This window comes from Nesterenkonia aurantiaca (assembly GCF_004364585.1).
In the GTDB taxonomy this organism is placed as follows: Bacteria; Actinomycetota; Actinomycetes; order Actinomycetales; family Micrococcaceae; genus Nesterenkonia; species Nesterenkonia aurantiaca.
The window spans coordinates 1-20,293 of record NZ_SOAN01000010.1; the positions used below are offsets into that span (position 1 = coordinate 1).

Below are 20,293 nucleotides of genomic sequence, written 5' to 3' on the forward strand. Positions count from 1 at the left end.
CTGCTGACCGAGGAAGCCGCGAACAAGCAGTCCGAGCTCGATGAGTCACTGCCCAACGCAGCGACCCTGCCAGCTGCCTGTGGCACGCTGACCGCTTCACAGATGGACGGGATGCCTGAAGGCGGCGCCGACACCGGCGTTGCCGGCGGGTCCCAGGGTGCAGGCATGGCCATGGCCGCCGGTGGCGGCGTGCTCGCCCTCGGCGCGATCGGAGCCGGCGCGTACTTCATGCGCCAGCGCCCCACCGAGTCCTGAGCCTCACGCCCGCTGAAGGGCATGTAGGTTTCCAGCTCGGTCGCGTCTCCACCTCAAGGGTGGCGACCGGCATCGCTGACCTGGCCTCGACTGAGGCCACAGCTTGAGGGTGGCCCCGTGGATCCGAGAGGTTCCGTGGGGCCACCTGTATGTCCAGCCAGCAGATCGGGCACTCCGGCCCCGGCTGGGCGACGCAGACCCGGAAGGAAGATGAGCCCACACCATGACCTCCCCGCACTTACTTCTCGTCCTCGTGCGAGGCTTGTGCCTGATCAATCTTGGAGCCCTGGGGCTCCTCTTCGGCTCAGCAGGGTTGTACATCCAGGACTTCCGCGGACTGGACGTCCACGGCCTGGGGGCCATCGGGCTCCACGTCACCTCCGGATTGCTGGCGGTGGCGCTCCTGCTCATGGTCAAGGTTTCCAAGACTGGCCGCGTCCCCACAGTTCTCGCGTTGGCCACCTTTGGGTTGTCGTTCCTGCAGGCTGCCATCGGCAGCACCATGACCCTCGCGGGGCACGTCAGCGGAGCACTGCTGCTCACGGTGATGCTCACCTGGGTCACCGCCTGGGCCTTCTCGTCGCGGCGGCGCGGCGAGGAACACCGGAGAACCGAAACAAGAAATCACTCGCTAGAAGGAGCATCCTCATGAGCATCAACGATCAGAAGACCCTCCGGAGGAAGTTCCTCCTGGCTCCAGCAGCAACGGCAAGCCTGCTGCTGCTCGCCGCATGCGGCCAGAGTGAGAGCCCAGAGCCGGATGCCCCGGAGACCGAGGAGACCGAGGCTGTCCAGTCGGAGGAGACCGACGCCGGGGCGCCGGAGGACGCTACCGATGAGGAAGATGCCGAGGCCGAGGCGCCGGAGGACGCGACCGATGACGAGGATGCCGAGGCCGGGGAATCCGCCGAGGGGGTTCTCACGATGGAGGAAGTCGAGCAGAACGACTCCCCGGACTCGTGCTGGACCGTCATGAGCGGGACGGTCTACGACCTCACCGACTGGATCGACCAGCACCCAGGTGGAGCAGATCGAATCGAAGGCTTGTGCGGCACTGACGCGGCGGCCGCCTTCGAAGCACAGCACGGGGACCAGGACGGCCCCGAAGGACAGCTCGCCGAGTTCGAGATCGGCACCCTGGCCGACTGAGCAGCTCAGCGCGAGGGTGAAACGGGTCTGGCACCTGCTCGCCCGCTTCGGTCGGCAACCCATGAACTGAGGGCTTCTACGACAGGAAGACCCTATGGCTGGCCCGTCAGGGGCCACTAGAATGAGTCATGGCTCAGACCGGCCGGACCACTGTCGCGGCGGTGTTGCTCGTCCTGACGGCAGCACTGGCGCTGCTGGGGGTGCTGGTCCACCACAGTTTCCTTCTCGAGTACGGCGTCATCACCGATACTGCCTTCGAGGGCCTGGTCTGGGGTTTGACGGCCGGTTTCTCCGGTGTCGCTCTGGTTGTGGTCGGCGTCGTCGCGGTGTTCGTCCTGGTGCTCTCGCCGCGAATCTGGATTCGGTTCACCGCCATCGTGATCCCGGTGCTGATGCTCCTCGCGATGTTCGCTCTCAGCCCTGTGGCGCTCCGGCAGAAGATCGAGGCTCAGTACGACTCCGTTCCGCAATGCGTGACCGAAGGCTCGGGGGAGCCCGCGAGCACTGCGGAGCGTGAGTCGCAGCAGGCGTTCGACTCCATCGAGCACATCGGCCACTTCAGCCGGGGTGGCGCCAGCGGTGTCGATGGCTGTGACCGCAGCCTGGAGGTCTCCGAAGAGATCGATGTGCTCGGGCACTACCGCGCAGCGCTCCCGGAGGCCGGTTGGGAAGTGGTCGAGGACGACGGGCGCCATCTCCGCGCCGAGCGGGAAGGCATGGCGTTCGAGGTCGCGCTCGGGCCCGGAGGCGGGGTCGTCTGGGCCGGAACAGACGAGGGTGCCAGCGCCCATAGGATTGACCCATGACGGACACGCATCAGCAGCACGGGGAGTACAAGGTCGTGGGCGGCAAGCTCGTCGTCGTCGACCTGCACACCGACCTCGACCCCCGGATCCACCCGCGCGAGGCGAAGATCACCGCCGCCTCGGTCAACGGTGACTTCTTCCTGGAGCCCGATGAGGCGCTGGGCTCGCTCAACGCCGCGCTGATCGGGCTGCCGACCCGGGCGACCCGGGAGGAGATCGCCGAATCCGTGCGCGCCCAGCTGCCCGCGGAGGCACAGATGTTCGGCTTCGACGAATACGCCATCGCCACCGCAGTGCGCCGTGCGCTGGGCCATGCCACCCGCTGGGAGGACCACGACTGGGAGGTCATGCCCGCGGTGCAGCTGCCCGTGGAGATGCACGTGGCGCTGGATCAGGTGCTCACCGAGGAGGTGGGCCGCGGGAACCGCCCGCCGCTGATGCGGATGTGGGACTACTCCGGCCGCGCCGTGGTGATCGGCTCCTTCCAGTCCCTGGCCAACGAGGTGGATTCTGAGGCCGCGCAGCGGATGGGCGCCACGGTGGTCCGGCGGATCACCGGTGGGGGAGCGATGTACATGGACGAGGGCAGCTTCGTCACCTATTCGCTCTCGGTGCCGGCGTCTCTGGTGGACGGGCTCAGCTTCGCCGACTCCTATCCGTTCCTCGACGCCTGGGCGATGGAGGCGCTGACCTCGATCGGGATCACCGCCTCCTATAAGCCGCTCAACGACATCGTCTCCACCGAGGGCAAGATCGGCGGGGCCGCGCAGAAGCGACTGGCCAGCGGCGGCATGGTGCACCACGTGACGATGAGCTACGACATGAATGCCGATGACATGCTCCAGGTGCTGCGCATCGGGCGGGAGAAGATCTCCGATAAGGGGATCACCTCCGCGGCGAAGCGGGTGGACCCGCTGCGCAGCCAGACCGGGCTGGCCCGCGCGGAGATCCTGGACGCTTTCGTGCAGACCTTCGCGACCAAATACGGGGCACGGGTCGCCGAGATCCGCCCCGAGGAGCTGGCCCGGGCCGAGCAGCTGGTGCAGGAGAAGTTCAGCACCCAGGAATGGACCGCCAGGGTCCCCTGATCTGGGCGGATCCCGGGTTCGACGGCGAGTGCTGAAGCCCCCGATTCGCGGTCCCGTTCTGCGTCATGCTAATGTTTCTTGTCGTTGCCTTTGAGGCATAAACACGATGCGCGGGTGGCGGAATAGGTAGACGCGCTAGCTTGAGGTGCTAGTCCTCGTAAAGAGGGTAGGGGTTCAAGTCCCCTTCCGCGCACATCGGAGAACGAAGCAGAGACCCCGGTCTGATCTGGAGCAATCCAGTCGGCCGGGGTCTTTTGCGTGCCCGGACTCACCCCCCTGCGTTGAGGGGCTGATTCTCCGAGCATCTCATGCGGATTCAGGGTGTAACTGCTCGGTACTTCCGCCCCTCAGCAGCTGTCTAGCGCGGTGACGCGATGCTTAGAACGGGACCTGGGTGGTGAGCAGTCCCGCAGCGGGTGCCCGACCGCTGGTGGCGCGGCAGAACTCGAACGGGTCCATTGAGATGGGCTCTCCGTCCCTGCGGTGGCCCCCGCCTGCGTTCCCACCGTGGCCGAACGCCCAGTGCCCTCCCGCGGGTCCGCTGAGCTCGAGGGCGACGGGCCTCCCGTGACGCTGGGCCCACTCGCGGACGACGTCGTCGAGGATGACCCCTTCGTGGTCGGCCGTGGCGACCATCGGCACGCCCGTGGCTCGGGTGATGTCGATCCGGTGCATGAACGGGTCGCGGGTCAGGATCACGTCGAACAGGTAGCCGAAGGTCCATCGCCCGTCGGTCTCCTCCTCCATGGTCTGGTTCCGCAGGAACCTCGGTGCGCGGAGTCGGTTGCGGACAGCCCGTGGGCTCAGCCTCCGGTATTCCCGGGCGACCTCCTCGGCGGTGAGTGCTGCATTCTTCTCGACCTGTAACGCGGTGAGTGCGTCGATCTGCAAGCCGCTGCGGCGTCTTGCACGCAGGGTGGCCGTCGCCTGCTGGCGGATCATCTCGGGCACCGAGGCCGCCATCTGGACCATCCCCAGCATGTGCCCGGCCATATCTCGGACCTCCCAGCCGGGGCAGTCGGTCGGCGCCGCCCACTGCTCGGGCGTGAGGCGGTCCAGGAGATCGGCGACGCGCGCGTACTCGGCGGCGGCGAGCTGGGTCGCGAGGGTGCGGTCCAGCTGGGGGAGGCGGGCTTCCCGGGGCAACTCTTGCTGCTTGGTGCTCATGACTGCTCCTTAGGGCAGTGGGTGGTTGTGGACTCGAGGCAGACCGAGGTCGTCGGCCAGCATGTCGATGGCACGGTCGAGCAGTTGAGCCCAGCGGTCTCCGCCGGGATCGTTGGCGTGTTGAGAATCCACCAGGCCGCCTACCAGCGCGGTGAACAGGTCGAGGTCCTCCTGTGCCGTGAGGCCGTGACGAATGAAGATCTCGCGAGCGAGGTCCAGCGTTGCGACGGCGGGGGCGTAGTTCTGCGCGCTCGGGGTGAAGCCCGGGATCGTCCGCAGGTTCATCAATTGATGGCGGGGGAGGTCGCTCACGGCGAAGTCGAAGAAGCTGCGCGCGAGCAATCTGAGCGCCTCGCGTGCGTCGTCCGGGACCTGCTCCCGCATGGACTCGAACTGGGTGAGGCATTCGACCCAGGCCTGCCCGAACATGGCGTCGTAGATCGCGTGTTTGGATCCGAAGTGCGTATAGAGCGACGGCGCCCGCATGCCGACCCGCTCGGCCACCCCGCGCAGGGTGATCTCCGCAAGCCCCAGCTCACGCGCCATGGACCAGGCAGCAGCGAGGATCTCGAGCTGCGTGGCCTCACGCCGTTCGGCCTGCCTATCACGCGTAGTTCCACCTAACATAGTTAGGATTCAAGCACCGGTGCGAGCGGACTGTCCAGGCTTCGGGTCCGCATCCCCACCCCACGTTGAGGGGCGGATTCTCCGGGCATCTCATGCGGATCTAGGGCCCAACTGCTCGGTACTTCCGCCCCTCAACGTGGGAGGGGCTTGGCTCAGCCGTCGTTCGCGGCCCACTGCTCCGCGCAGGTGCCACCGGCCGGATTCTGCTCCCAGTCGGCGCGTGCCTGGGACTGCCGCCATAGCTGCTTGTCGACCTCTTCCTGGGACTGTCCGGTCCTCACAAGAGTCGAGGTCTCGTTGCCTTCCCAGCAGGCGGTGTGCGCCTCCAGGTCTTCCCACTCATCGATCTGCAGGTAATCGGGGTGGCATAACGGATCCGGCATCGTTCCGGTGCCGTCCCAGTCCTGCGGCCAGCCGATCGGTTCGGCGCCGTCGTTGTGCGCTGCCTTCGCGGCCAGCGCCTCGTCGTCCGCACAGTGCAGATGGAAGACTTCATCGCCGTCGTCATCCTCGGGCGAGATTTAGAAGAACTCCACACCGTCGGTGCCAATGATGAGCTGCTGGCCCCCCGGGTGGTTCGCATCGGCATCCTCGGAGCCAGGCGCGTCAGCGGCCGGTGCAGCAAGCTCATCATCGCCCTCGCCCGCGGCTGCCTCCTCGGACTCGCTGGAACTCGACGCCGGCTCCTCCTCGGTGACCTCGGCGGCAGGATCCCCGGCCGCGCAGGAGGCGAGCAGCAGGGCCGCACCGAGGGCGGGAAATACAGGCATCCATGTTTTCTTCAACATGATCACACCCTACGCAGTTACAACTATTTAGTGAACAACAATCGCTAATCTATTGGTCCGGCTTGGACGGAAAGAATCTCAACGTGGCGCTGATGGTGTTGTCCTGCGTCCTGCTTGCCCTGATGGTGTTCACGCCGCTGGGGGCCGAAGCGGATGGCAGCACGAATAGGATCCTGTGGGGTCCCATCACCGGTCAGCCCTCCGAGGTGGCGCAGCTCGCGCTGGCCCTCTGGGGCTCGGCGGTGCTGGCGCGCAGAGTCCAGGGGGTTCCAGGTGTCACCCACTGGTTGTTCCCGTTGGTGGCTCCGGGGGTGCTGGTGGTGCTCTCGCTGGTCCTGCTGGGCGGGGATCTGGGCACAAGCTTGATCATCCTGGTGATCGTCGGTGGACTGCTGTTGACCGCCGGCGTCGCCGCACGCCGTCTACTGCTCACCGCCGGCGTCGCCGTGTCTGTGGTGGTCCTGTTGATGTGGACCACGCCCTACCGGATGATGCGCGTCTCTGCCTGGTAGCGCCTGAACTGTGATCACCCTCCGGCGCCCTGCCAGCAGTGGGAGCGGGGCTTCGAGGCACTCACCGCAGGAGGATTCCGGGGCGTGGGGCTGGGCGAGTCCCAGCACCGGTCGGACCTCCCAGAGGCAGAGCATGACTTCATTTCCAGCATCCTCGGCGAGGAGCTGGGTCTGCTGGGGGCGGCCGTCGCAGCCTGGATCGCAGGTCAGGCGTCTCTCAATATCGGCATGGTCACAGGCCTGCTTCCCGTGGCCGGAGTGCCGCGGCCCTTCATCTCCGCAGGCGGTTCGGCGCTGACCTGCGGGCTGCTCGGCGTCGGGGTCATCCTGAACTTTGCGCGCGGTCAGCTGATGTCCCGACACGCGGGAACACCCCCACACGCGCTGAGGGGCGGATTCTGCGAGTAGATCAGCCTGTTCAGGGCCTAACTAGTCGGAGAATCCGCCCCTCAACGTGAAGGGTGGAGAAGGCTCAGCGGGCGGTGCCTGCGCTGGGGTTGCCGGGGCTGCGGCCCGAGCGGTTGCGGACGGTGCGGAAGACTTTGCGGCCGAGCCACATGAGGACTGTTCTGATGATCATGTTTTGGAGCATAGCCGAGGACACTCCCAAAGTGCGTATGCAACCTGAACAGGGCCTGGGAAGGTGAGACTCGCTAGGCTGGTGGCAGAAGATTCCCTACCCCAGGAGACGCCCTGTGAGCATCGCCCCCGGAACGAATCCCGCAGATCCCGCCGCCGCAGCCGAGACCGAGGTGATCGATTTCTGCCGCGACCTGATCCGCTTCGACACCTCCAACTGGGGCGAGGGCAAGTCCAACGGAGAGCGCGAGGCTGCGGAGTACTGTGCCGCAGTCATGCGCCAGGCCGGTCTCGAGCCGGAGATCTACGAATCCGCTCCCGGGCGCACCTCCGTGGTGGCCCGCATGAAGGGTGCCGACCCGGAGCTGGGCGCGCTGGTGGTGCACGGGCACCTCGACGTCGTCCCGGCCCAGGCGCAGGACTGGCAGGTCGACCCCTTCGCCGCCGAGATCCGCGACGGGATGATCTGGGGCCGCGGCGCGGTGGATATGAAGGACATGAACGCCATGATCCTGGCCGCGATGCTGCGGATGCACCGCGAGGGCCACCAGCCCCAGCGCGACCTGATCTTCGCCTTCTTCGCCGATGAGGAGGACAACGGCAACTTCGGCGCCAAGTGGATGGTCAAGCATCACCCGGAGGTCTTTGACGGCGCCACCGAGGCGATCAGCGAGGTCGGCGGGTTCTCCACCGACGTCGCGGGTCAGCGCGCCTACCTGATCCAGACCGGAGAGAAGGGTCTGCACTGGACCAAGATGACCGCCTCCGGCACCGCCGGGCACGGTTCGGCCATCCACAGCGACAACCCGGTGGTCCGGCTCGGCGCCGCAGTGGCGGCCATCGGTGAGCACGAGTGGCCGCTGGACTACACCAAGACCACCCGGGCGCTGATGGAGCAGCTCTCCGAGCTCACCGGGATCCCCTTCGACGAGAAGGACCCCTCGAAGCTTCTCGAGGCCACCGGCAGCGCCTCGAAGTTCATCGCCGCCACGCTGCGCAACACCTCGAACCCGACGCTGCTGGAGGGTGGATATAAGCACAACGTGGTCCCCGGCTCCGCCTCGGCGCTGGTGGACGCGCGCACCCTGCCGGAACAGGATGACCAGGTCGCCGCGAAGCTCAAGGAGCTGGCCGGCGAGAAGGTCAGCTTCGAGCTGCTCAACGGCGGGCCCTCGCTGGAGGTCCCGTTCTCCGGGCTGCTGGTCGAACAGATGGTCGCCTCGCTCAAGGCCGAGGACCCCGAGGCCGTGGTGCTGCCCTACATGCTCGGCGGCGGCACCGACAATAAGCACCTGGCCTCGCTGGGCATCTCCGGCTACGGCTTCGCCCCGCTGCAGCTGCCTGCCGACCTGGACTTCACCGGCATGTTCCACGGTGTGGACGAGCGCGTGCCCACCGAGGCGCTGACCTTCGGGGTCCGGGTGCTGCACCGCTTCCTCGCCGCCCAGTAAGCAGCCCGGAAGACACTCCCGACGACACCCACCCACCGCAGGAGCCCACCATGGACCCCATCACCGCCGTGCTGACCCCGTCGCTGCTGTCGCGCATCGCGGAACGCGCCCCGGGCTACGACGCCCGCAACGAGTTCTGCCACGAGGACCTCGCCGAGCTCACCGAGGCCGGGTACCTGCGCGCCATGGTTCCGACCGAGCAGGGCGGGCTCGGCTGGGACCTGCCGATCCTGGTCGCCGCGCAGCGCCGGCTCGCCGCCGCCGCACCGGCCACGGCGCTCGCGGTGAACATGCATCACATCTGGGTGTCCGTGGCACGCAGCATGGTCAGCGGCGGGCACACAGCCTTCGAGCAGGTCCTGACCGAGGCCGCCGCCGGGGAGATCTTCGCCTTCGGCATCTCCGAGGCCGGCAACGACGCGGTGCTCTTCGACTCCACCACCCATGCCGAGGTGCACGAGGACGGCGCGGTCAGCTTCACCGGCACCAAGATCTTCACGACCCTGTCTCCGGTCTGGACCAGGCTGGGTCTGTTCGGCAAGGACACCTCCGCCACCGGGACAGAGGGGGAGACCCCGCTGATCTTCGGGTTCCTGGAGCGGGAGGCTCCAGGCTGGCGCACCCTCGAGAACTGGGACACCCTCGGGATGCGCGCCACCCAGTCCCACGCCACAGTCCTGGAAGGTGCCCGGATCCCGGCGGAGCGGATCGTGCGACGGCTCCCGGTGGGCCCGAGCCCGGACCCGCTGGTCTTCGCCATCTTCTCCTCGTTCCTGACCCTGCTCGCCGCGGTCTACACCGGGATCGGAGACCGCGCGCTGAGCCTGGGTGCGGAGCTGGTCGCCCAGCGCCGCTCGCTGCTCAGCGGGGAGACCATGGATCGGGACCCCGACGCCCGGTACAAGCTCGCCGAGGCGCAGCTGGCCCAGCTGTCCCTGGACTCCCAGCTGCGCGGACTCGCCGCAGAGATCGAGGCCGGAGCCGAGCATGGCGCCTCCTGGTCACCTCGACTGGCCGCGCTGCGCACCAACGCCACCCGCACCGCCCGCAAGGTGCTGGACCTGGTGCTGGGCGTCAGCGGGGGAGCGCAGTACCACCGCGAGTCCGAGCTCAGCCGGCTCTACCGCGACGCCCTGGCCGGGATCCATCACCCCTCCGACGACGAATCGGCGCACCGCACGCTGGCGAACTACACCCTCGGCCCGCTCTGAGCAGAGCCTCGCTGGGCCGGTCCGGCCCGGCAGAAGCGACCGGTCCGACACAGACCGCGCGAGCGCCTCGACCCCCGGCGGAAACTACATCGTGCGCTGGACCCGCATCACCCGACGGCGCAGCCAGTATCGGCGCAGTCCGCCGGTGTAGATCATGGAGCGGCGCAGCTCCCATTTGCCGTACTCTGCGTGCTCGGTGACCCGGCGCCGAACCTCCTTCAGCGACTCCTGCGGCTGGCAGGTGATGACCATGTACTCCCAGGTGGGGCCGGCGTCGTCGGTCGTGGTGTAGAGCTCAGCCATGGGCTGGGACCACCAGTTCTGCTGGGTCATCAGGGGTTCACCTTCACTTTCGTGGGGAGGCTTCAGCCTACGTCGTAGCGAGTCTCCATCCGAGGTCTGAACCAGGACTTACCGAAGTGGTCTCTCGTTGGTACGGTGAGCATATGACTATGGATCCTCGCGTGGCACTCAACGCGCTGACGAACGCTCTCGAAGAGCACCTCTCCGCCTCGATGAACCGCCGGGGGAACGAGGATCCCTCAGTGGAGTCCGCGTTCTACAACATCTCCGACGCCTTCGAGGCCTACGAGGACGCGCTCTTCGCCGCCAGCGGCGAGGTCACCCCGCTGGACCTCTATGACGAGGACGACAGCGACGAGGACGACAGCGATGACGACGGCGACTACGACGATGAAGACGAGAACAGCGACGACGAGACTGACGACGCTGACGAGGATGCCGACGGCTCGGATGAGAGCTACGAGGACGAGGACGACGAGGAGCGCTGAGCTCAGCCACGCCTTCTTTTCTCAGAACACCCTCAGCCCGTTTCCAGGCCATTCCCAGCCATGAGTGATCCGCGCCACTGAAGTCGGTGTCCGGGATCCAGACTCCGATGCTCTAAGCTCGGCCTGTGCAGTGGATAGAAGCGATCATTCTTGGCCTGGTGCAGGGTCTCACCGAGTTCCTCCCCATCTCCTCGTCCGCGCATCTGCGCATCGTGGGGGAGTTCCTGCCCGGAGCCGCCGACCCCGGTGCGGCGTTCACCGCCATCACCCAGCTCGGCACCGAACTGGCGGTGCTGGTCTACTTCTGGCGCGACATCGTCCGGATCCTCAAGGCCTGGTTCTCGGCCCTGACGGGCAAGCTGCCGCACTCCGACCCGGATGTGCGGATGGGCTGGCTGATCATCGTGGGCACCATCCCGATCGTGATCCTGGGGCTGCTGCTCGAGGACATGATCGAATCGGTCTTCCGCACCCTGTGGCTGACCGCCACGATGCTGGTCATCTTCGGGGTGCTGCTGGCCTTCGCCGACGCCTATGGCAAACAGCGCAAACCGCTGGACCAGCTCAGCGTCCGGGACGGCATCATCTTCGGCTTCGCCCAGGCCATGGCACTGATCCCCGGAGTCTCCCGCTCCGGCGGCACCATCACCGCGGGCCTGCTGATGGGCTACACCCGTGAGGCGGCGGCCCGGTATTCGTTCCTGCTGGCGATCCCGGCGGTCTTCGGCTCCGGGTTCTACAAGCTCTTCGGCTCGCTGGGAGAGCAGACCGGCCCCTACACGATGGGCCAGACCTTGGTGGCGACGGCCGTCGGCTTCTTCGTGGCCTATCTGATCATCGGCTGGTTCCTGAAATACGTCTCCACGAACTCCTACACCTTGTTCGTGAACTACCGGATCCTGCTTGGCCTGTTCGTCTACGTGATGCTGGGGTTCGGAATCATCAACGCCTGATCGGCGTTGCGTAAATAACGACTCTCCTCCGGCGGCGAGATCTGCGGCAGCTCGACGCCGGAGACCACCTGCCGGGCTGCCCCACTGGTGAAAGGACCTCTGCGTGAAATCGTGGACCTCCCCCGACGTGCCCACCCTGCCTGCGCTGCCGGAAACCCTGCAGCTGCACGACACCTCGGCGGACGCTCTGGTCCCGGTGGAGTCCACCGACGGCGTGGGGTCCCTCTACGTCTGCGGCATCACCCCCTACGACGCGACCCATCTGGGCCACGCCAACACCTACGTGCAGTTCGACCTGCTGGTGCGCTACTGGCGCGCCGCCGGGCTGCGGGTGAACTATGTGCAGAACGTCACCGACATCGACGATCCGCTGCTGGAACGGGCCAGCGCCACCGGTGTGGACTGGTTCGAGCTCGCCCAGGACCAGACCCAGCTCTTCCGCGAGGACATGGCCGCCCTGGGCGTGATCGCTCCCGACACCTATCTGGGCGCGGTGGAGACCATCCCGGTGGTCGCCAAGGATGTGGCCCAGCTGGTCGAGCTGGGCATGGGCTACCCGGTGCCGGTGCCTCTGGAGGAGCTCGCCGACGGCGTCACCCCCGGTGACCCCGAAGCCTTCGACACCTACTTCGACACGACGGCGGCCCAGGCCAGCACGCCGTGGACCCTGGGCAGCATCGGAAACTACGACCGCGCCGAGATGGAAGAGCTCTTCCCGCAGCGCGGCGGAGACCCCGAGCGCGCCGGCAAGCGCGACCCGCTGGATCCGCTGCTGTGGCGTGCGCGCCGCAACGGGGAGCCGCACTGGGACGGCGGCAGCCTCGGTCAGGGCCGCCCGGGCTGGCACATCGAATGCTCGGTCATCGCCCGCCGGCATCTGCCCGCCCCCTTCATGGTCCAGGGCGGCGGCTCGGACCTGCGCTTCCCGCACCACGAGTTCAGCGCCGCCCACGCCACCGCTGCTGACGGTGTGGCGCTGGCCAAGACCTACCTGCACGCCGGGATGGTCGGGCTCGAGGGGGAGAAGATGTCCAAGTCCAAGGGCAATCTGGTGCTCTCCTCAAGGATGCGCGCCGAAGGCGTGGATCCACAGGTGATCCGGACGCTGCTGCTGGGCCACCACTACCGAGCGGAATGGAACTACACCCCCGATCTGCTCGAGGCTGCGGCGCAGCGCTGGGAGCGCTGGAACGCCGCACTGGCCGCGGCTCCAGAGACCGACGGCCACGGGGAGCTCGGCACCGCCGATGCCCGGCCCGAGGACCTGCAGTACGCGCTGCACTCGGCGCTCTCCCAGAACCTCAACGCACCGGCCGCGCTGGAGACCCTCGACATGTGGGCCACCGGGAAGCTCGCCGGAGGTACCAGCCGGGGGCGGGTCATCGCGGTGGTCAAGGCGCTGCTGGGGATCGAGCTGCAGGAGACGAGTCCCGCGCAGGGCGTGCCGGTGAGCTCGGTCAACACCGCCGCGGGCTGAGTCCTGCTGCGGAGCTAGCTCTCGGGACGCTTCCGGCGCCGCAGGTAACGCTCAAACTCCTGGGCGATGGCCTCGCCGCTCGCCTCGGGCAGGTTCGTGGTGTCGGTGGCCTCTTCGAGCCGCTTCACATAGTCGGCGATCTCGGCGTCCTCCTCGGCCAGGTCATCGACTCCGCGCTCCCAGGCCTCGGCGTCCTCGACGACCTCACTCTCATCCAGGGTCAGGCCCAGCAGGTCCTCGAGCTCTCGCATGATCGCCAGCTGCGCCTTCGGTGAGGGGGCCTGGCCCACGTAGTGCGGGACCGCCGCCCAGAGCGAGACGGCGGGCAGCCCGGCCTGCGCGGCCGTGTGCGCGAGCACCCCGACGATCCCGGTGGGACCTTCGTAGGTGGGCTCGTCGATGTCCAGGATCTCCTGCAATGCGGCGTCCTCACTGGAGAGCGAGGCCGGTATCGGGCGGGTGTGCGGCACGTCGGCGAGCAGCGCGCCGACCAGGATGATCCCGGAGACGTCGTTCTCTGCGGCGCGGGTCAGCAGGTCCGCGGTGAAGGCCTGCCAGCGGAAGCTCGGCTCCACGCCGTGGACCAGCAGCAGGTCCACCGCGGCCCGGGGCGGCCTGGCCCGGTAGATCTTGGTGGAGGGCCAGATGATCTCGCGGTGCCCCCCGGTGCTGCGGATCTTGGGTCGGGAGAACTGGTAGTCGTAGTAGCCCTCGTCCTCGACCTTGCCGATCAGTTCGGCGCCGCAGGCCTGTCCCACCGCGCGCACCGCGGAGGAGGCGGCCGCGCCGGCGTCGTTCCAGCCCTCGAAGGCCATCACCATCACGGTGGGCCGTGAGCGTGGGGCGTCGGTCTCACCGGTGGCCGCAGCGGTCTGGATGGCGCTCAGGTGCTCGGCGAAGCGTTGGGCGAAGCCCTCGGGGAGCGCGGATGGCTCCCGGGGGTCGCCGGTGGCCTCGTCGGAGGAGTCCTGAGACGCTGTTTCGTCGCTCACGCTTCTCACACTATCCCTCTTGGCGATCCCGCGGGAAGCGTACGATTGGGCCCATGTCTTCGACGTCTTATGCCTCCGTCCAGCCCCTGACCTCCGCAGCTCGCACCGCCACCAGCTCCTCGGCTCGCGCCGCCGCGGAACCGCTCTCCGGGGAGCTCCAGGCCGTGTTCTGGGACATGGACGGCACCCTGGTGGACACCGAGCCATATTGGATCTCCGAGGAGCGTGCCCTGGTCGAGGCGCACGGCGGCACCTGGTCCCAGGAACAGGCGCACGGCCTGGTCGGACAGGCGCTGAGCTACAGCGCCTCGGTGCTGCGCGAGGCCGGAGTGGATATGACGGTACGTGACATCATCGATCACCTGATCACTCGGGTCGCGGCACGCGCGGTCGCCGAGATGCCCTGGCGTCCGGGGGCCCGCGAGCTCCTCGCCGACCTCAACGCCGCCGGGGTGCGCTGCGCCCTGGTCACCATGAGCGAGAAGCCGCTGGCCGAGGCGATCGTCGCCGCACTGCCGGAGGGGCAGCTGGAGTTCATCGTCAGCGGCGACATGGTCAGCCGCGGCAAGCCGGACCCGGAGGCCTACCAGCAGGCGTTCAGCAGGATGTCGGGGGACCACGAACAGCGCAGCGGCGAGCCGCTGCGCCTGGACCGTTGCATCGCCATCGAGGACTCGGTCCCGGGAGTCACCGCCGCAGCGGATTCCGGGCTGGTCACCATCGCGGTCCCGCACTACACCCCGATCCCGGCGGACCCGCGCTGGCAGAGCCTCGACGGGCTGGCAGGCGTCATCGCGGCAGACCTGGAACGGCGCCTGCCGCGATGACCTCACGCCCCGGCGGCCGGCCCAAGAAGGCGATGACCCTGATGCGGATCGCCGGGATCCCGGTGCGCTTCCGCGCCTCCTGGTTCCTGGTCAGCGCCGCCATCGTGGCGCTCTTCGGACCCCAGGTGCTCCGGATCTTCCCGGAGCTGGGCGCCCTGGCCTACCTGGTGGCACTGGGCTACGCGGTGCTGCTGATGTTCTCGGTGCTCGCCCATGAGCTGGCCCACGCCCTGGCGGCACGCTCCTTCGGCTGGCCCGCCACCGAGATCGAGCTGAACCTCTGGGGCGGACACACCGAGTTCCACGCCCACCGGGCCACCCCGGCGAAGTCCCTCGCGGTCTCCCTGGCCGGGCCCGCCGCGAACCTGGTGATCGCCGGTCTGGGCCTCTACCTCTCCGGAGCGCTCGCGCTCACCGGGGTCACCGCCCTGCTGGTCGAGGTCACGGTGCTGGTGAACTTCTTCGTCGGGGTGTTCAACCTGCTCCCCGGGCTGCCGCTGGACGGCGGGCGGATCGTGGAGTCCGCGGTCTGGGCCGCCACCGGAGACCAGGACCGCGGGATGCGCGCCGCCGGATGGGCCGGGCGCCTCGTCGTCCTCGCGCTGCTGGCGGGCCTGGCGGTCCTGGTGGTCAGCGGGGTGCGGGAGGTCAGCCTCGTCGTCGTGGTGGTGGCGGTGATGGTCTCCTTCTTCATCTGGCAGGGGGCCTCGGAGAACGTGCGGGTGGCCAACGCCCGGCTGAGCCGACGGCGCTGAAGCGGCTGAGCCGAAGGCGCTGAAGCACAGCGCAGTCCCGCGAGCGATACCCGCGAATGTTCCGCGCAACTGTTACGTCGGGTCCGACGGAGGATCAGCCCCCGCTGAGAGTCACGGCCTGACAGGGATAGGCTGAATGCAGATGAAACGTCCGCCTGCACCGGATCCTGGTCGGCGGAGCCGCAGCACCTTGAGAGAGCGAGATTCAGTGACCACGAGCACCTCCGGCGAGTCCCCGGCGAGCACCCCAGGTCCCATCGGGTCCCATATGCGCACAGGTCCGCTGCGCGCGGGCCAGCGCGTGCAGCTCACCGACCGCAAGGGTCGGCCCAGCACCATCACGCTGCAGCCGGGCGGCGAATGGCACACCCACCAGGGGGTGCTGCGCCACGACCTGCTCATCGGGGCCAGCGAAGGCATCCTGGTGGCCAACGACGCCGGCCACGAGTACCAGGTGCTGCGCCCGCTGCTCAACGACTTCGTGCTCTCCATGCCGCGCGGCGCCACCGTGGTCTACCCCAAGGACTCCGCCCAGATCGTCGCGGTGGCCGATATCTTCCCCGGCGCCCGCGTGGTCGAGGCCGGCGTCGGCTCCGGGGCGCTCTCGATCTCGCTGCTGCGCGCGGTGGGAGATCAGGGCGTGCTGCATTCCTTCGAGCGGCGCGAGGACTTCAGGGACATCGCCGTGGGCAACGTGGAGGCGTTCTTCGGTGAAGCCCACCCCGGCTGGGAGGTCTACCTCGGAGATATGCAGGAGGAGGTCCTCACCGTGGAGCAGCCCGGCAGCGTGGACCGGGTGGTGCTGGACATGCTCGCCCCCTGGGAATGCCTGGACGCGGTGAAGACCGTGCTGGCCCCGGGCGGGGTCTGGGTCAGCTACGTCGCCTCTGTGACCCAGCTGTCCCGGCTGGCCGAGGAGATCCGCGCCTCGGAGGGCTTCACCGAACCCGAGGCGCACGAGACCATGCTGCGCACCTGGCACCTGGATGGCCTCGCGGTGCGCCCGGATCACCGGATGGTCGCACACACCGGCTTCCTGCTCTCGGCCCGCCGGCTCGCCGATGACCAGACCCCGCTGCAGCTGAAGAAGCGCGAGAAGGTCTCGGTGGTCAGCGAGGAGGACCGCGCCGCCTGGCCGGCCAACGACCCGGACGCGGTCTGGGACGAGGCCAGCCTGAAGACCCGCACCGTCTCCGGGAAGAAGGCCCGCAAGGCCTCAGCTCTGTCGCAGAAGATCGCCGCCCAGGCCAAGGAGGTGTTCACCCGTGAGTGAGCAGACCGACCATGAACAGAACCGGCTCGCCCAGGCGCACCGGCAGCTGGACACGCTGCGCAGCCGCGCCAAGCAGCTGGAGGCCCAGCTGCAGAGCGCCGGGCGGAACAACCAGCGGATGGCTGACCTGCTGGAGACCACCCGCAACGAGATCTCCCAGCTGCGCAACGCGCTGCAGGCCGACGGCCAGGCGCCGTTCACCTTCGGCACCGTGCTGGGCTACCGGCCCGAACACCCGCAGGCCGAGGGGCGTGAGATCCAGGCCACCACCGTGGCCGGCGTCGACATCCTCCAGGCCGGACGCAAGCTCCGGGTCAGCCTGTCCCCGCTGATCAGCCCGGAGCAGCTGCAGGCCGGCGATGAGGTGCTGCTCAACGAGAACTTCACCATCGTCGCGATCCTCGGTGCCGAGCGCACCGGGGAGCTGGCCCGGGTCAAAGAGGTGCTGCCGGATGCCCGGCTGGTGATCATCTCCCGCGGCGAGGACGAGCGGGTGGTCACGCTCACCGCCGCCGCCTCCGCCGCCGCCCAGCGCGACGGGCTGCACAGCGCCCGGGTCGGCGACGCCGTGATGGTGGACCTGCGCACCGGCACCGCCACCGAGATCGTGCCGCTCTCCGAGGTCGAGGACGTGGTGCTCGAGGAGTCCCCGGACGTCTCCTACGCCGACATCGGCGGGCTCTCCGAGCAGATCGAAGCCATCCGCGACGCCGTGGAGCTGCCCTTCCTGCACGCCGACCTCTACAAGGAGCACGGGCTGCGCGCGCCGAAGGGGATCCTGCTCTACGGGCCTCCCGGCTGCGGCAAGACCATGATCGCCAAGGCCGTGGCGAGCTCGCTGGCCGAGACCCGCCGAGCCTCAGCGGCAGCCGATGACGCCGGCCCGGGTACCGGCCCAGACGCCGGCCCGGGTGCCGGGGCGAGCCGGGGCGCGTTCTTCCTCAACATCAAGGGCCCCGAGCTGCTGAACAAGTACGTGGGCGAGACCGAGCGGCACATCCGGGTGATCTTCGCCCGGGCCCGCGAGCGCGCCTCCGCCGGGCAGCCGGTGGTGGTGTTCTTCGACGAGATGGAGGCGCTGTTCCGCACCCGCGGCTCCGGGGTCTCCTCAGATGTGGAGACCACCATCGTCCCGCAGCTGCTGGCGGAGATCGACGGGGTGGAATCGCTGGAGAACGTCATCGTCATCGGCGCCTCCAACCGCGAAGACATGATCGACCCGGCGATCCTGCGCCCCGGACGCCTGGATGTGAAGATCCGGGTCCAGCGCCCCGGACGCGCGGGTGCCGCAGAGATCCTGGGCATCCATCTCGGTGGAGCCGTCCCGCTGCACGCCGAGCTGCTCGCCGCCCACGAGGACCGCGGCGCCGCCGTCGACGCCCTGGTGGACGCGCTGGTGGACCGGCTGTTCCCGGCGACCCCGCAGGCAAGGCTGCGCCTGATCCACGCCGATGGCACCCAGACCGCCTTCCAGGCGGCGGACTTCATGTCCGGCGCGGTGCTCAGCAATATCGTGGACCGGGCGAAGAAGGCCGCGATCAAGGACTTCCTGCGCTCCGAGAGCGACCCGGCGCAGAAGGGCCTGACCCGCGAGCACCTCTTCGCCGCCGCCGAGGAGGAGCTGCGCGACCAGGAGGACCTGGTCAACACCGCAGACCCACAGGCCTGGTCTCGGGTGGTCGGCGCGTCCACCGCCCCGGTGGTCCGGATCGAACGCCCCTCCGAGGCTGACCCGGCCGCGGCACCCTCCGGCCCCCCGGACCCCGCAGTCGGCTCGCCCGCAGTCGGCTCGCCCGCGGTCGGCTCGCCCGGCTCGGGCGCAGCCAACGAGGTGCGCGGATGACCGTGCGCCGACTGATCGGGATGGAGACCGAATACGGGATCCACGCCCCGGCCAACCCGCGGGCCAGCCATATCGCGCTCTCCATCGAGCTGGTCAACGCCTACGCCGCCCACGTCACCGAGTCCGGCGGGGCGGTGGCCGGCACCGAATGGGACTACCAGTCCGAATCCCCGCTGGTCGACGCCCGCGGCTGGGTGCTGCCCCGCTCGGCCGCGCACCCCTCCCAGCTCACCGACACCGGGGAGGCGCTGGCTCACGCCAGCCACGAGGAGGGTCTCACCCACGCGACCGAGCAGGAACCCGGCCAGGGACCGGTGCGTGACGCGCTGGGCAACGTCAGCGCCGGTGACCCCAGCCCGGCCGACGTCGCCGGGTCCTTCCACGCCCCCGGGTCGCCGCACTGGCGCGGGGACTTCTTCCAGGCCGCCGAGGGTGCCCCGCAGCTGCTGATGAACCTGGTCCTGGGCAACGGGGCCCGGTTCTACGTGGACCACGCCCACCCCGAATACTCCGCACCCGAGGCGATCGGGGCGCGCCGGGCGGTGCTCTATGACGTGGCCGGAGACCGGGTCGCGCTCGCCGCCGCCCGCCGGCTCAGCCAGGAGCAGCACGCCCCACAGGTGCTGCTGTATAAGAACAACACCGACAACAAGTCGGTCTCCTACGGCGCCCACGAGAACTACCTGGTGCCGCGCAGCCTGGACTTCGACGCGATCGTGGCGGGCCTGCTGCCGTTCTTCGCGACCCGGCAGATCCTCTGCGGGGCCGGACGGGTGGGGATCGGGCAGACCAGCGGACGCCCCGGATACCAGATCTCTCAGCGTGCGGACTTCTTCGAAGAACAGGTCGGGCTGGAGACCACGGTGCGCCGCCCGATGATCAACACCCGCGACGAGCCGCACGCCGATCACGACCGGTTCCGCCGGCTCCACGTGATCATCGGCGACGCGAACATGAGCGAGTACTCCGCCTGGATGCGGGTGGGCAGCACCGCGCTGGTCCTGGACCTGATCGAATCCGGCCGAGCCCCGGAGCTGACCCTGGATGACCCGGTGGCGGCGCTGAAGACGATCTCCCATGACCCGACGCTGACCGCCACGGTGCCGACCTCCCGCGGAGCCCTCACCGCCCTGGAGATCCAGCAGCTCTACCTGCAGGCCGCGCTGGCCTGGGAGCAGGAGAAGACCCCGCCGCCGGGCACCGAGAACCTCCCGGACACCGAGACCGCCGAGGTGCTCGAGGCCTGGGAGGAGCTGCTGCGGGACCTGAGCACCGACCTCTACGCCGCGTCGGACCGGGTGGACTGGATCGCGAAGCTGACCCTGCTGGAGTCCTACCGCCGCCGCGACGGGCTGTCCTGGGATGCCCCGCTGCTGGGCATGGTGGACCTGCAGTACGCGGACCTGCGCCCGGAGAAGGGGCTGTACTACAAGCTCGCCCGCGCCGGCCGGATGCGCCGGCTCTTCACCGATGCGCAGCTCGACCGGGCGACAGAGCACCCGCCCGAGGAGACCCGCGCCTGGCTGCGCGGCCGGCTGATCAGCCAATACCCCGGCGTCGTCGTCGGCGCCAGCTGGGATCAGATCCTGCTGCGCGCGAACGACGTCGCGCCCGTGGTGCGCCTGGGGCTGCCCGATCCCTATACCGGGACCCGTGCGGCGGTGGAGAATACACTGGTCAGCGCGGCCACCCCGGAGCGCCTCATCACCGGACTCCAGCGGCTGCTGGGTCAATAGAACCGCTGGGTCG

The 20,293-nt window shown here is 68.7% G+C and carries 20 protein-coding genes, 1 tRNA gene and 2 pseudogenes; 17 read left to right on the forward strand and 6 right to left on the reverse strand.

What is annotated here, in order from left to right; all coding sequences use genetic code 11:
* From EV640_RS13610 to EV640_RS11750, 6 genes and pseudogenes are all read left to right on the forward strand, one after another.
* Positions 1 to 255, forward strand: a pseudogene (locus EV640_RS13610) (hypothetical protein); the annotation flags it as partial.
* 223 nt (positions 256 to 478) lie between these two features.
* Positions 479 to 907 carry a hypothetical protein gene (locus EV640_RS11730; protein ID WP_133726520.1) on the forward strand — a complete coding sequence of 143 codons (429 nt, stop codon included), beginning with the start codon at positions 479 to 481 and terminating at the stop codon, positions 905 to 907.
* The gene (locus EV640_RS13745) at positions 904 to 1,404 is read left to right on the forward strand and encodes a cytochrome b5 domain-containing protein (RefSeq protein ID WP_208292204.1); all 501 of its coding nucleotides are present in this window, start codon (positions 904 to 906) and stop codon (positions 1,402 to 1,404) included. The genes EV640_RS11730 and EV640_RS13745 overlap by 4 nt, the downstream gene beginning before the upstream one ends.
* 128 nt (positions 1,405 to 1,532) lie before the next feature.
* Positions 1,533 to 2,210, forward strand: a complete 678-nt coding sequence (locus EV640_RS11740; protein WP_133726521.1) for a hypothetical protein — start codon at positions 1,533 to 1,535, stop codon at positions 2,208 to 2,210.
* Entirely contained in the window at positions 2,207 to 3,298 is a 1,092-nt protein-coding gene (gene lplB / locus EV640_RS11745; protein WP_036475195.1) for a lipoate-protein ligase small subunit, read from the forward strand. The genes EV640_RS11740 and lplB overlap by 4 nt, the downstream gene beginning before the upstream one ends.
* Before the next feature lie 108 nt (positions 3,299 to 3,406).
* Positions 3,407 to 3,491 (forward strand) — tRNA-Leu (locus EV640_RS11750).
* Positions 3,492 to 3,676: 185 nt separating this feature from the next.
* On the opposite strand, the gene EV640_RS11755 is transcribed toward EV640_RS11750, so the two are convergent.
* From EV640_RS11755 to EV640_RS11770, 4 genes are all read right to left on the reverse strand, one after another.
* Positions 3,677 to 4,465 carry a maleylpyruvate isomerase family mycothiol-dependent enzyme gene (locus EV640_RS11755; protein ID WP_133726522.1) on the reverse strand — a complete coding sequence of 263 codons (789 nt, stop codon included), beginning with the start codon at positions 4,463 to 4,465 and terminating at the stop codon, positions 3,677 to 3,679.
* A gap of 9 nt (positions 4,466 to 4,474) precedes the next feature.
* The gene (locus tag EV640_RS11760) at positions 4,475 to 5,092 is read right to left on the reverse strand and encodes a TetR/AcrR family transcriptional regulator (RefSeq protein ID WP_133726523.1); all 618 of its coding nucleotides are present in this window, start codon (positions 5,090 to 5,092) and stop codon (positions 4,475 to 4,477) included.
* Between the two features lie 152 nt (positions 5,093 to 5,244).
* Positions 5,245 to 5,475 (reverse strand): hypothetical protein, encoded by a 231-nt coding sequence (locus EV640_RS11765; RefSeq protein WP_133726524.1) that lies wholly within the window; start codon positions 5,473 to 5,475, stop codon positions 5,245 to 5,247.
* A gap of 138 nt (positions 5,476 to 5,613) precedes the next feature.
* The gene (locus EV640_RS11770) at positions 5,614 to 5,880 is read right to left on the reverse strand and encodes a hypothetical protein (protein ID WP_133726525.1); all 267 of its coding nucleotides are present in this window, start codon (positions 5,878 to 5,880) and stop codon (positions 5,614 to 5,616) included.
* Positions 5,881 to 5,972: 92 nt separating this feature from the next.
* On the opposite strand from EV640_RS11770, the pseudogene EV640_RS13900 reads away from it, so the two are divergent.
* The 3 genes and pseudogenes from EV640_RS13900 to EV640_RS11790 all read left to right on the forward strand — a co-directional run bounded on the left by EV640_RS13900 (position 5,973) and on the right by EV640_RS11790 (position 9,633).
* Positions 5,973 to 6,800, forward strand: a pseudogene (locus EV640_RS13900) (FtsW/RodA/SpoVE family cell cycle protein).
* 287 nt (positions 6,801 to 7,087) lie between these two features.
* Positions 7,088 to 8,422, forward strand: coding sequence for a M20/M25/M40 family metallo-hydrolase (locus EV640_RS11785; RefSeq protein WP_036475200.1), 1,335 nt, complete (start codon positions 7,088 to 7,090; stop codon positions 8,420 to 8,422).
* Between the two features lie 50 nt (positions 8,423 to 8,472).
* Entirely contained in the window at positions 8,473 to 9,633 is a 1,161-nt protein-coding gene (locus EV640_RS11790) for an acyl-CoA dehydrogenase family protein (protein ID WP_133726528.1), read from the forward strand.
* Between the two features lie 84 nt (positions 9,634 to 9,717).
* Here EV640_RS11790 and EV640_RS11795 read toward each other — a convergent pair whose 3' ends face one another.
* Complete coding sequence (locus tag EV640_RS11795; protein WP_036475243.1) at positions 9,718 to 9,936, reverse strand: DUF5703 family protein; 219 nt, start codon at positions 9,934 to 9,936, stop codon at positions 9,718 to 9,720.
* Positions 9,937 to 10,079: 143 nt separating this feature from the next.
* Here EV640_RS11795 and EV640_RS11800 point away from each other — a divergent pair, with 143 nt between their 5' ends.
* The 3 genes from EV640_RS11800 to mshC all read left to right on the forward strand — a co-directional run bounded on the left by EV640_RS11800 (position 10,080) and on the right by mshC (position 12,854).
* The gene (locus EV640_RS11800; protein ID WP_036475202.1) at positions 10,080 to 10,424 is read left to right on the forward strand and encodes a hypothetical protein; all 345 of its coding nucleotides are present in this window, start codon (positions 10,080 to 10,082) and stop codon (positions 10,422 to 10,424) included.
* 125 nt (positions 10,425 to 10,549) lie between these two features.
* Positions 10,550 to 11,377 carry an undecaprenyl-diphosphate phosphatase gene (locus EV640_RS11805; RefSeq protein WP_036475205.1) on the forward strand — a complete coding sequence of 276 codons (828 nt, stop codon included), beginning with the start codon at positions 10,550 to 10,552 and terminating at the stop codon, positions 11,375 to 11,377.
* Between the two features lie 103 nt (positions 11,378 to 11,480).
* Positions 11,481 to 12,854 (forward strand): cysteine--1-D-myo-inosityl 2-amino-2-deoxy-alpha-D-glucopyranoside ligase, encoded by a 1,374-nt coding sequence (gene mshC / locus EV640_RS11810; RefSeq protein WP_051501119.1) that lies wholly within the window; start codon positions 11,481 to 11,483, stop codon positions 12,852 to 12,854.
* Positions 12,855 to 12,868: 14 nt separating this feature from the next.
* On the opposite strand, the gene EV640_RS11815 is transcribed toward mshC, so the two are convergent.
* Complete coding sequence (locus tag EV640_RS11815) at positions 12,869 to 13,846, reverse strand: PAC2 family protein (protein WP_051501120.1); 978 nt, start codon at positions 13,844 to 13,846, stop codon at positions 12,869 to 12,871.
* A 53-nt stretch (positions 13,847 to 13,899) separates the two neighbouring features.
* Here EV640_RS11815 and EV640_RS11820 point away from each other — a divergent pair, with 53 nt between their 5' ends.
* The 5 genes from EV640_RS11820 to dop all read left to right on the forward strand — a co-directional run bounded on the left by EV640_RS11820 (position 13,900) and on the right by dop (position 20,280).
* On the forward strand, positions 13,900 to 14,673 hold the full coding sequence (locus tag EV640_RS11820; RefSeq protein ID WP_084479531.1) for an HAD family hydrolase: 774 nt from the start codon (positions 13,900 to 13,902) through the stop codon (positions 14,671 to 14,673).
* A complete protein-coding gene (locus EV640_RS11825) occupies positions 14,670 to 15,428 on the forward strand; it encodes a site-2 protease family protein (protein ID WP_133726529.1) in 759 nt (252 codons plus the stop codon). The genes EV640_RS11820 and EV640_RS11825 overlap by 4 nt, the downstream gene beginning before the upstream one ends.
* Before the next feature lie 142 nt (positions 15,429 to 15,570).
* The gene (locus EV640_RS11830; RefSeq protein WP_133726530.1) at positions 15,571 to 16,701 is read left to right on the forward strand and encodes a tRNA (adenine-N1)-methyltransferase; all 1,131 of its coding nucleotides are present in this window, start codon (positions 15,571 to 15,573) and stop codon (positions 16,699 to 16,701) included.
* The gene (arc, locus tag EV640_RS11835) at positions 16,694 to 18,544 is read left to right on the forward strand and encodes a proteasome ATPase (RefSeq protein ID WP_084479532.1); all 1,851 of its coding nucleotides are present in this window, start codon (positions 16,694 to 16,696) and stop codon (positions 18,542 to 18,544) included. Before EV640_RS11830 ends, arc begins: the two co-directional genes overlap by 8 nt.
* Positions 18,541 to 20,280 carry a depupylase/deamidase Dop gene (dop, locus tag EV640_RS11840; protein WP_036475209.1) on the forward strand — a complete coding sequence of 580 codons (1,740 nt, stop codon included), beginning with the start codon at positions 18,541 to 18,543 and terminating at the stop codon, positions 20,278 to 20,280. The genes arc and dop overlap by 4 nt, the downstream gene beginning before the upstream one ends.
* The last annotated feature ends 13 nt before the right edge of the window (positions 20,281 to 20,293 follow it).